The 11,559-nt window shown below is 34.9% G+C and carries 10 protein-coding genes; 8 read left to right on the forward strand and 2 right to left on the reverse strand.

Annotation, left to right across the window (positions count from 1 at the left end):
* Positions 1–81 precede the first annotated feature (81 nt).
* From lpdA to ABD940_RS20560, 4 genes are all read left to right on the forward strand, one after another.
* Complete coding sequence (gene lpdA / locus ABD940_RS20545) at positions 82–1,485, forward strand: dihydrolipoyl dehydrogenase (RefSeq protein WP_345208025.1); 1,404 nt, start codon at positions 82–84, stop codon at positions 1,483–1,485.
* Positions 1,486–1,588: 103 nt separating this feature from the next.
* Complete coding sequence (locus tag ABD940_RS20550; protein ID WP_345208027.1) at positions 1,589–2,458, forward strand: proline and serine-rich protein 1 family protein; 870 nt, start codon at positions 1,589–1,591, stop codon at positions 2,456–2,458.
* 55 nt (positions 2,459–2,513) lie between these two features.
* Positions 2,514–2,999 carry a hypothetical protein gene (locus tag ABD940_RS20555; RefSeq protein WP_345208029.1) on the forward strand — a complete coding sequence of 162 codons (486 nt, stop codon included), beginning with the start codon at positions 2,514–2,516 and terminating at the stop codon, positions 2,997–2,999.
* A gap of 47 nt (positions 3,000–3,046) precedes the next feature.
* Positions 3,047–3,871: a CvfB family protein gene (locus ABD940_RS20560; RefSeq protein WP_345208031.1), complete on the forward strand. Its 825-nt coding sequence runs from the start codon at positions 3,047–3,049 to the stop codon at positions 3,869–3,871.
* A gap of 36 nt (positions 3,872–3,907) precedes the next feature.
* On the opposite strand, the gene ABD940_RS20565 is transcribed toward ABD940_RS20560, so the two are convergent.
* The gene (locus ABD940_RS20565) at positions 3,908–4,234 is read right to left on the reverse strand and encodes a T9SS type B sorting domain-containing protein (protein WP_345208270.1); all 327 of its coding nucleotides are present in this window, start codon (positions 4,232–4,234) and stop codon (positions 3,908–3,910) included.
* 121 nt (positions 4,235–4,355) lie between these two features.
* On the opposite strand from ABD940_RS20565, the gene ABD940_RS20570 reads away from it, so the two are divergent.
* The 4 genes from ABD940_RS20570 (at position 4,356) to ABD940_RS20585 (ending at position 10,659) form a co-directional block, all read left to right on the forward strand.
* The gene (locus ABD940_RS20570) at positions 4,356–4,949 is read left to right on the forward strand and encodes a TetR/AcrR family transcriptional regulator (protein ID WP_345208033.1); all 594 of its coding nucleotides are present in this window, start codon (positions 4,356–4,358) and stop codon (positions 4,947–4,949) included.
* Positions 4,950–5,046: 97 nt separating this feature from the next.
* Positions 5,047–6,399 carry a TolC family protein gene (locus ABD940_RS20575; RefSeq protein ID WP_345208035.1) on the forward strand — a complete coding sequence of 451 codons (1,353 nt, stop codon included), beginning with the start codon at positions 5,047–5,049 and terminating at the stop codon, positions 6,397–6,399.
* Positions 6,400–6,405: 6 nt separating this feature from the next.
* Positions 6,406–7,467, forward strand: coding sequence for an efflux RND transporter periplasmic adaptor subunit (locus tag ABD940_RS20580; RefSeq protein WP_345208037.1), 1,062 nt, complete (start codon positions 6,406–6,408; stop codon positions 7,465–7,467).
* A 3-nt stretch (positions 7,468–7,470) separates the two neighbouring features.
* On the forward strand, positions 7,471–10,659 hold the full coding sequence (locus ABD940_RS20585; RefSeq protein ID WP_345208039.1) for an efflux RND transporter permease subunit: 3,189 nt from the start codon (positions 7,471–7,473) through the stop codon (positions 10,657–10,659).
* Positions 10,660–11,068: 409 nt separating this feature from the next.
* Here ABD940_RS20585 and ABD940_RS20590 read toward each other — a convergent pair whose 3' ends face one another.
* Positions 11,069–11,515 carry a KTSC domain-containing protein gene (locus ABD940_RS20590; RefSeq protein WP_047401801.1) on the reverse strand — a complete coding sequence of 149 codons (447 nt, stop codon included), beginning with the start codon at positions 11,513–11,515 and terminating at the stop codon, positions 11,069–11,071.
* Positions 11,516–11,559 lie beyond the last annotated feature (44 nt).

Consider the following 11,559-nt stretch of genomic DNA (forward strand, 5'->3'; position numbering starts at 1 on the left):
AATCTCACTTTCTCACGTGGTAATTAATCATTAAATTTGTGGTAATTAAGTAAGATACTAATAAAAAATTCATAAAATAAAATGAGTCAATTCGATGTTACCGTAATCGGTTCTGGTCCTGGAGGTTACGTTGCTGCAATTCGTGCTGCACAATTAGGTTTCACAACAGCAATTATTGAAAAATATCCAACTTTAGGAGGAACTTGCCTTAATGTTGGTTGTATTCCATCAAAAGCTCTTTTAGACAGTTCTGAGCATTTTGAAAATGCAAAACACAATTTTGCAGGTCACGGAATCATTATCAATGAGCCTCAAGCTGATATCGCAAGAATGATCGAGCGTAAAAATGAGGTAATTAAGCAAAATACAGACGGAATAAGTTATCTGATGAACAAAAACAAAATCACTGTTTTTGAAGGAGTTGGAAGCTTCGAATCTGCCACTCAGATCAAGGTGACGAAAAACGACGGTTCTACGGAAACGATCGATTCTAAATATACAATTATCGCAACAGGTTCAAAACCATCTTCTTTGCCATTTATTACTTTGGATAAAGAAAGAGTGATTACTTCTACAGAAGCTTTAAATCTTAAGGAAATTCCTAAACATTTAGTAGTTATCGGTGGTGGAGTTATCGGTCTTGAATTAGGTTCTGTTTATCTGAGATTAGGAGCTCAGGTAACTGTTGTTGAGTTTATGGATAAGATTATTCCTACAATGGATGGGGCTTTAAGTAAGGAATTAACTAAAGTTCTTAAAAAACAAGGAATGAAATTCATGCTTTCTACAGCGGTTTCTGCGGTTGAAAGAAATGGAGATACAGTAAAAATCACTGCTAAAGATAAAAAAGGAGAAGAGGTAACGGTTGAAGGAGATTATTGTTTAGTTTCTGTTGGTAGAAAACCTTTCACAGATGGACTTGGACTTGAAAAAGCTGGTGTAGAACTAGACGAAAGAGGGAGAGTGAAAACAAACGATCACTTACAGACAAACGTTGCCAACATCTACGCAATCGGAGACGTTATCAAAGGGGCAATGTTAGCTCACAAAGCTGAAGAAGAAGGAGTTTTTGTTGCTGAAACTTTGGCTGGGCAAAAACCTCACGTTAATTATAATTTGATTCCTGGAGTTGTTTACACTTGGCCTGAAGTTGCCGGAGTTGGTAAAACTGAAGAGCAATTGAAAGAGGAAGGTGTGGCTTACAAAGTTGGATCTTTCCCAATGAGAGCTTTGGGAAGAAGCCGTGCAAGTGGTGATGTTGATGGTTTGGTTAAAATTATTGCAGACGAAAAAACTGACGAAGTTTTAGGAATGCACATCATCGGAGCAAGAGCTGCCGATTTGATTGCTGAAGGTGTAATTGCAATGGAATTCCGTGCAAGTGCTGAAGATATTGCAAGAAGTTCTCACGCTCACCCGACATATGCAGAAGCTATTAAAGAAGCTGCTTTGGATGCTACAGGTAAAAGACCGATCCATATGTAATCTGTATTGAATTTTAAATAATTTAAATAAATAAAGAGAAATCAGTTTTGGTTTCTCTTTATTTTTGGCATAGAAATGGAGATTGTCAAATAAAAAATTACTTATGAAGAATATTTTTATCAGTTTGGCGTTTTTTGCAGGAATTTATTCTTATGCGCAAGAAGCGGGCAAAGCAGGGGAACTTTTGAAAAATGAAGCTTCTAAAACAGAAATGGAATCTTCCAATATCAGAAAAACAGATTCACGAAACAGCAATACTTCAGGATTTAGAAATCCAAATAATTATAATTCAGGTCAAAGAATCAAAGATCCAAATTATCAATGGAATCAGAATTATGGATATTCAGAAGTTTTTCTCAGAATTCCTGAACAGGGATTTTTTACCATAGAATTAGGAGATCAGTCGATTTCAAACAGTTCCGGGAAATTCCGCTTTTTTGATTTACCGTCAGGAAGAATTCCGCTTTCTATCTATGATAACGGATATCTGTTATACAGAACAACATTGGATGTTCGTAACAACAATAGATTAGTATTAGATTTTTTCACTAATAAAGGTTTATTTTTATTAGATTCATATCCTGTTCAGAGCCAGTCTTATGGTTTTAACAGCTGGAATGATGTCTGGAATGATCCTTACGGAAACCAAGGTAATAATGGGAATGATTCGGGAAATTATGCGGATGTGATGGATAATAATACTTTCAGTCAGTTCCTTGAAATGTTGCATAAAAATGCAAGATTTGATGACAGCAGACTTTCTATGATCAATCAGCAGACGCGTACAACATTGTTTACTTCTCAGCAGATAAATACTTTGGTAAGAGAAATGAGTTTTGATAAAAACAGATTGTCATTAGCAAAATCTCTTTATTCTAAATGTGTTGATAAAAATAAATATTTCTTAGTATATGATGCGTTTGATTTCGAAAGCAGCAAAAGAGAATTGATGGATTTTGTATCAAGATTTTAAAAAAATAAAAGAAGAGGGATAGTTTTATCTCTCTTTTTTATGATCTTAAATTTAAATGAAAAAAGTTGTTTTATTCTTATTGATTCTTTTTTCAGGTTTTGCTTTAAGTCAGAATTTGAAATCAATTATTAATACTGTTACTGAAATTAATCAGACAAAAAGTTATCTGGTCAAAACTGTTCCATATTCATATTTTATGGATAAAAATCAGACAACTGACAACGGAATTGAGCTAAAAGGTTTCTACAAAGATGGGAAATTAAAGAAAATAGAATATTTCGTCGGTCTTTCTGCCTGGAAAATTGTGACTCAATATTTCTTCGCAGAAGATGGTAAATTAATTTTTGTTTTAGCTAAAAAATACCAGATTTTAGACAAAAACGGTTATTTAACAAATCCTAAACAAATTTCTGAATCAAAATTTTATTATATCAACGAAAAGCTTCGTAAAGTTGTTAAAATTCCAGCAAATAATGAGGAGGAAACTGATTATTTAAAAGAAGCAAAAAGTTTAAAAGAAGATTTGAAGGAATATAAATAGGTTAAAATTTTCAATTTTCATACCTTTACAGACTAATTTTATCATTCATGCAAATCGGGAAAACTCAGACATTAAAAATTTCAGACAAAAATAATTCAGGATGGATCTTAACGGACGAATCCGGCGAAAAGGCTTTTTTGCCTAAAATTTTCACTCAGGATGATAAAGAAACTGGTGATGAAATTGAAGTTTTTGTATATCAGGATGATAGTAAACTAAAGGCTACTACAGAGATTCCTTTGGCAGAAGTAGATGAATTTGCAGTAATGAGCTGTGTTCAGAGCCTTCCAAGCGGAGCTTTTATGGATTGGGGAATTATTAAAGATTTATTTATTCCTTACAAACAGCAGAAAACAAAAATCATTGAAGGAAAAAGATATTTGGTTAACATTTATATTGATGAAGATCTTGAATTAATTACAGGAACAACAAAGTTCAAAAGAAATCCGCAATATCATGATTTGCCTTTCAAAAAAGGAGACAGAGTTGATCTGATCATGATGAATGAAAGCGAATTGGGCTGGAATGTTGTTATCAATAAAAAATATATCGGGTTGATCTATGCTTCCGATGTCTTCAAAAAATTATATCCTTTATCTGAAGAATCTGGCTATATAAAAGAGATTCGTGAAGATGGAAAAATAGATGTTTCTCTGCAGCCACAAGGTTTTGAAAATATCGATGAATTCAAACAGAAAATCCTCAACAAACTGGAAGAAAACTACGGCTTGCTTTATCTTTCAGACAAATCGACTCCGGAAGAGATTAAAGATGAAATCCAGATGAGTAAAAAGAACTTTAAGAAAGCAATCGGAGGACTTTACAAGGATAAAATTATTGATATTTCAGACGATAAAATCAAATTGTTATAAAATAAAAAACGAGCAGAAATTTCTGCTCGTTTTGTTTTATTCTCTGTTTTTGATTAGCAGCCAGCCTGTGTAAACTCTACCATCGGAAACTTTTATTGTGTACCAGTAATTTCCTGTCGGAATTTGGCCTCCATTTAATTTTCCGTCCCATTCCATTGGTTTTTTAGAGATTATTTCTTTGAAAACCGGAAGACCTTTTCTGTCATAAACATTCACTTCAGTTCCGGGATAATTTTCAAGACCTGCAATTTTCCACTTATCACTATATCCGTCTCCATTTGGTGTAAATGCATTTGGAATATTAAAGATTGAGAAAGGTTTCTGCCCAATGATAGAGCTTATTTCATGCGGGTTAACAAATATTAATCTGAAGCCTAATTCTTAAAACCTGATGCAAATCATACAATTTTGTTTAATTATTTTGTTTAACAATTTTGTCAAAACGATTGATTGATTTATATTTGCACAAATTTGTTTAACAAAAATGTCAAATCAAGCAAAAAAGGACCAAACACAGGAATTAATCAAAGAAACCGCGAAGAATTTATTCTTTGTGAAAGGGAAGTTTGATGCCACAACACAGGAAATTGCCGATGCAGCGGGAGTTAACAGAACGCTTATCAATTATTATTTCCGTTCAAGAGATAATTTGATACAGATTATTTTTGACGAGGCTCAGAAAGTTGAGCATGAAAAATCTGATATTATTATGAATTCTGATCTGCCTTTTAAGGAAAAGATCGGTCAGTTTATAGAAGGAAGCTTGTCAACAAGTCTTCAATATCCATATTTGGAAACTTATATTGTTTCACAAATCAATAAAGGAAATTGCCATAAAAAAGATATCGAAGAAGATGAACTTCAAAAGCTTTACAAAGATATTGAAACAGAAATGGAACTTGGAAATATCGAAAGAATGAAACCTATTCAATTTGTTTTAAATATGATTTCCCTATTGGTTTTCCCGAGTGCTGTAAGACCATTACTAATGGAAAATCTTATGATAGACGAAGAAGAATTCGACAAGATCATTTCTGAAAGAAAAGATATCATTTTGAATATGTTATTTAAAAATTAGAAAAAATGTTAAAGTATTTTAAGAAATGATACGTCATTTAGAAATAATTACATCAAAGAGATAAATTACATTAAAAAAATAAACGAAGTATAAGATTATGAAAAGAAAACGTATAACTGCAAATAAGCTAAAAATTGGGATAGCGGCTGCATTTATGATTTTCGGTTTTTCATCAGTGTCTGCTCAACAGCAGGTTTCTCTTCAGGAAGCCATCAAACAGGCACTTCAAAACAAAGCAGAGGCAAAAAAAGCTGCTTTGCAGATTAAAAAAGCCGAATACAAAATTGATGAAGCCAGAGCCGGAGCTTTACCACAGATAAGCGCAACAGCGGGTTTAACCTACAATCCTGTTATTCAGGAGTCTTTGCTTGAATTTGGAGGAGAAAAGATCAGAGCTCAGTTTGGACAGCCATGGGGTTCTACAGCTTCTGTGCAGCTTCAACAGGCGATTTTTGATCAAAGAGTATTCACAGGGCTTAAAGCTGCAAAATCAACAAGAGAATTTTATGTTCTGAATGCTCAACTGACGAACGAACAGATCATTGAAAACGTAGCAACAGCTTACTATCAGGTTTTTGTTCAGGAGGAAAATCTGAAGACGGTAGAAGCAAGCTATGCAAATACTGAAAGAGTAAGAGATGTTATTAAAAGTTTGGTTGACAACGGTTTGGCAAAATCAATCGATTTGGACAGAACAAATGTTCAGTTAACTAACATAGGTTCAAACAAACAAACATTGATCAATTCTGTAGAACTTTCAAAAAATGCTTTGAAATTTTACATGGGCGTTCCAATTTCTACAGATATAGAGCTTGAAGAAAAAACAATCGAGCCAAAACCTGAATTAATCGGAAGTAACGTAAACCTTGATGATCGTACAGAGATCAAAGTTTTAAATAAAAACAGAGAACTTTTGGTTTTCAATAAAAAAGCAACGGAAGCTTATCTTTATCCTTCGGTAAGTTTGACTGCCAATTACGGATGGGGAGCAAACGGAGCAAAATTCCCATTGACAAACGGTCTTAAAAATGGAGTTCTTTGGAGTGATTTTTCTGCAATTGGTTTAAATGTCAATATTCCGATTTTCACGGGAGGTGCTACAAAAGCCAAGATTAATCAGGCAGAAGTTGATATTCAGGATCTTGATCTTGATATTCAGAATACTCAGTTAAGCTTAAGTTTAGATTATAAAAATGCAATCACCAATATGGAAAATGCATTGATCAATATCGGAAGCATGAAAGATAATGTAGGTTTGGCGGAAAGAGTTCAGAAAAATACTCAATCCAATTACCAGTACGGTCTTGCAACCCTTACAGAAGTTTTAGACGCTGAAAATGCTTTAACACAGGCAAAACAGAACTATGCAAATGCTTTATTGGATTACAAACAGGCTGAAATTAAGTTAATTAAAGCAAAAGGAGAATTAAACACACTACAAAACCCGTAATAAACTATGAAAAAGACTTTAATATATATCATCGTAGCAGCTGTCCTTATTGGTTTGGGAGCCTATAAGATTGCCGATAATAAGAAGAAACAGCAGACAGAAGTAAAAGAAGTTGCCAAGCAGGTTGATAAGATCAACGTAAATATTGTAACGGTAGCAAGAGAAAATATAGATACAGATTATTCAGCAAACGGAACTTTTCTTCCGAAGCAGGAAATGAATCAGGCTTCTGAAATTGCAGGACGTATTGTAAATGTTTTGGTTAAAGAAGGTTCAAAAGTTGGTGCAGGTCAGGTTTTGGCAACCATTAAAAGAGATGCGATTGAAGTTGATATTTCTCAGGCTCAAAACAACTTGCAAAATGCTATTATTGATAATCAACGTTACGAAAATGCTTTCAAAACAGGAGGTGTTACAAAACAACAGCTTGATAATTCAAGATTACAACTGAAAAATGCACAGGTGGCAGTAAGAGCTCAAGGTGTAAAAGTAAATGATACAAGCATTCGCGCAGGAATCAGCGGAACGATCAACAAGAAAATGGTTGAGCCGGGAACTGTGGTTTCTATAGGAACTTCTATGTTTGAAATTGTAAATATTAACAGTTTAAAACTTTCAGTTTTAGTGGATGAAAGCCAGATTGGTAGAATTGCTTTAGGTCAGGAAGTTCCGATTAATGTTAATGTTTTACCGGAAGATTCTTTCAGCGGTAGAATTACATTTATTGCTCCTAAAAGTGATGCTTCTTTAAATTTCCCAGTTGAAATTGAAGTTCAGAACAGAGGAAACCTAAAAGCAGGGATGTACGCAACAGCTGTGTTTAAAACAAATCATGGTGCTGAAACTCAGAATATGTTAACCGTTCCTGCAGAAGCTTTCGTGAATGGGGTAAGTTCAGGACAGTTATTTATTGTTCAAAACGGAGCAGCTAAACTGATCAAAGTTACCATTGGAAAAGTATATGGAGATAAAGTACAGATTTTAAGCGGACTTAACGGTGGCGAACAGGTAATTACCAGCGGACAGATCAACTTAGAGAATGGTTCTAAAATCAATATCGTAAAGTAAGAGATGAAGTTAGCAGAAATATCCATTAAAAGACCATCCTTAGTAATCGTATTATTTACGATACTTACATTGGGTGGGATCTTGAGTTACTCCATGATGGGGTACGAATTGATTCCGAAATTTGAAACCAACATGGTTACTATTTCTACGGTTTATCCGGGAGCTTCGCCTAGTGAGGTGGAAACTTCGGTAACCCGAAAGATAGAAGATGCCGTTGGTGCTTTGGAAAACGTGAAAAAAGTAGAATCATCTTCATACGAAAGTCTTTCGGTGATCATGGTTCAATTAAATACAGGAGCTGATGTAAATTATGCCCTGAATGACGCACAACGTAAAGTAAATGCAATCCTTTCCGAACTTCCGGACGATGCAGATGCACCTTCACTGAATAAATTCTCATTAGACGATCTACCGATCATGACGATGAGTGTTTCCAGTGATAAACTGAATAGTAAGGAGCTTTACGACTTATTAGATAAAAAAATTGAACCTATTTTCTCCCGTGTGAACGGTGTTGCTCAGGTTGACCTTGTTGGTGGACAGGAGAGAGAAATTCAGGTGAGTATTGATGAGAAAAAATTGCAGGGTTACGGTCTTTCAATCGGAGATGTACAACAGGCGATTCTTTCATCAAACTTAGATTTCCCTACGGGAAGTTTAAAATCAAGAACGACGAAATCTACAATCAGATTATCAGGAAAATATAAGTCTATCGAAGAAATGAGCAACCTTGTTATTTCTAATAAAAACGGAGCTCAGGTAAGACTTTCTGATGTGGCAACAGTATTCGATGCTCAGCAGGATGTAGAGAAAATTGCAAGATTCAACCAGAATCCTACGATTTTGATGCAGGTGAAGAAACAGTCGGATGCAAATGCGGTGGCGGTTTCAGAAAGCATTCAGAAAACTGTGGATGAGGTAATGAAGAACTACGCAACTCAGGGTGTAAAAGTAAAAATTGTAGATAACAGTACAGATTTTACCTTAGAAGCTGCAGATCACGTTATTTTTGACTTATTCTTAGCGGTAATCTTGGTAGCAGTTGTAATGTTATTATTCCTTCACAACATCCGTAACGCATTCATTGTAATGGTTTCTATTCCGGTTTCTTTGATTGCCACTGTTATTGGAATGTACTTAATGGGATACACACTAAACTTGATGAGTTTATTAGGACTTTCATTGGTTGTAGGTATTCTTGTGGATGACGCGATTGTTGTATTGGAGAACGTTTACCGTCACATGGAGATGGGAAAAAGCAGAATTCGTGCAGCGTATGACGGTGCCTCGGAAATTGGATTTACCGTTTCGGCGATTACATTAGTAATTGTGGTGGTGTTCTTACCGATTGCGATGAGTTCAGGGCTAGTTTCTGATATCTTGGCGCAGTTCTGTGTTACTGTAGTTATCGCTACGATGTTATCATTATTGGCTTCATTTACGATCATTCCTTGGTTGTCTTCAAGATTCGGAAAGCTTGTACATTTAACAGGTAAAAATCCTTTCGAGAAATTTATTCTTTGGTTTGAAAGACAATTGGATAAATTCACACAGTGGATCACAGGAATTCTTGAATGGTGTTTAAAATCAACTTTAAGAAGAATAATGACGGTTATCGTAACATTCTTAATCTTGATTTCTTCATTCATGTTGGTGGCATTCGGATTTATCGGAGGTGAATTCTTCCCGAAAATGGACCGTGGACAGTTCTTGGTTCAGATCGAATTATCAAAAGATGCTACAGTTGAAAAAACCAATCAGGTAACTTTAGAAGTTGAAAAATATTTAAGAAACGATAAAGATGTAGTGGATTTGATCACAACAGTTGGTCAGCAATCTTCAGGATTTGGGGCTTCACAGGCAACGGTTTATCAGTCTGAAGTTCAGGTTAATTTAATTGATAAATCTGAAAGAGCAGAAAGTACAGATATCATCGCTGCAAAAATGAAGCGTGATCTGGAAGAAAAATTCACAGGAGTTGAGTTTAAAACAGCACCAATCGGATTGATGGGAGCAGATAATGCACCAATCGAAATGGTAGTAACTGCACCGGATAATGCAACAGCAACAAAAGAAGCAACAAGAATCTTAGAATTACTGAAAAAAGTTCCTGGTTCTGTAGATGCTGAATTGTCTACTGATACAGGAAGTCCGGAAGTAAGAGTAAATATCGACAGAGATAAAATGGCTTCTTTAGGTTTAAATCTTTCAAGTGTAGGACAGGCGATGCAGACTGCATTTAACGGAAATACAGATGGAAAATACAGAGCTGGAGAATACGAATATGATATCAACATCCGTTTTGCTGATAACAATAGAAAATCGATTGATGATGTAAGAAACTTAATGTTTACGAATAATAACGGAGAGCAGATCAGATTAGCTCAGTTTGCTAATGTAGACATGAGTTCAGGTCCGAGTTTACTACAACGTAGAGATAAATCGCCTTCTGTAAAAGTACTTTCAAAAGTGGTAGGTCGTCCTGTAGGAGACGTTGCCAACGAATGGTCTGCAATGTTTATGGATAATGAAAAAACAAAACCTGCCGGAGTTAATTACATATGGAGTGGTGATATGGAAAACCAGACAGAAGGCTTTGGTACATTAGGAATCGCTTTGATGGCGGCTATTGTATTGGTTTATTTAGTAATGGTTTCACTATATGACAGTTTTGTATATCCTTTCGTAGTATTATTCTCAATTCCTTTGGCATTGATCGGAGTAATGGTAATTCTTGCTTTGACAGGAAATTCATTAAACATCTTTACCATGTTGGGTATGATCATGTTGATTGGTTTGGTAGCGAAGAACGCGATTATGATTGTCGACTTTGCAAATATGAGAAAAGCAGCAGGTGCGAATACACACGACGCTTTGGTTCAGGCAAACCATGCACGTCTTCGTCCGATTTTGATGACAACGATTGCGATGATCTTCGGTATGATCCCGATTGCGATTGCAAAAGGAGCAGGAGCGGAGATGAACAACGGATTGGCTTGGGTAGTTATCGGTGGTTTGACATCGTCATTATTCCTTACGCTAATCATTGTACCGGTAGTTTATTCATTATTTGATTCAATTCTAAGAAGAATGGGCAAAGGTGAAAAAGTAGATTATGAAGCTGAAATGAAAGCTGAATATGAACATAAAGAACTAAGTGAAGACGGTTTTACACCTAAACACGTAGATTAATATAACAACCTTAATTAACCGAAAAGCGCATCAGAAATGATGCGCTTTTTTGTGTTTTAAAAATTAGTGACTAAAAATTGGTGGTTGAGGCTTTCGAAGCAAACAATATTAACAAACTTATGATAAAGTTGGAAATCGCAAAGGCGCAAAGAGTTTTGATTTTTATACTGTTTCTAAGGCGCAAGAAAATCATAGATTTTCAATTCTACCTGAAAACTATCTAATATCTTTTTGTCATTATTTATAACATAATCAATTTTGTCACAGACAAAATCCTTGCGCCTTAAAAACAAAATTATGATTATAATTTGCGCCTTTGTGATTTCCAACAAAAATATAAGTTTAAAAAAATAATAAAAAGCTTCCAGAATCAACTGAAAGCTTTTTTTATTATTTTATAATTGACAAATTAATCTGCCATCACTTCACCGGACTTTCTGTAGATGAAATTTCCGTAGATGTGCCTTCTTGCGAAACGACTTGGCGAATCTGCATTCACCATTTTGATATAAATATTTCTTGGAACACCAATATATTCAAACATTTTTCCATTCAAATGCTGAACTTTTAGAATCTGTTTTTCAAGATAAAAGTCAGTAATGATAGATGTTGTAATCGTTTCTGTGTATTCTTCTTTATATTTTTCCTGCGTTTCCGGATTGATGCTTACCAAAAAGTGATAGGCTTCAATCACAGATTTGCTTTTTTCTTCCGCTTCCAGTTGTCCGGCTTCGTCATTCACAAATTTATCAGGATGCGTATCTTTCATCGCATTTCTGTAAATTGTTTTCAATTCTTTTAAAGTAGCAGTATTGTCTACTCCAAGAAGTTTTCTGTGTTCACCTATTCTTTTCATAACGTATGATCCTTGTTTCGCGGTGCAAAAGTAAGGTTTTTAAT

The sequence above is a fragment of the Chryseobacterium ginsengisoli genome (genome assembly GCF_039542325.1).
Lineage (GTDB): Bacteria > Bacteroidota > Bacteroidia > Flavobacteriales > Weeksellaceae > Chryseobacterium > Chryseobacterium ginsengisoli.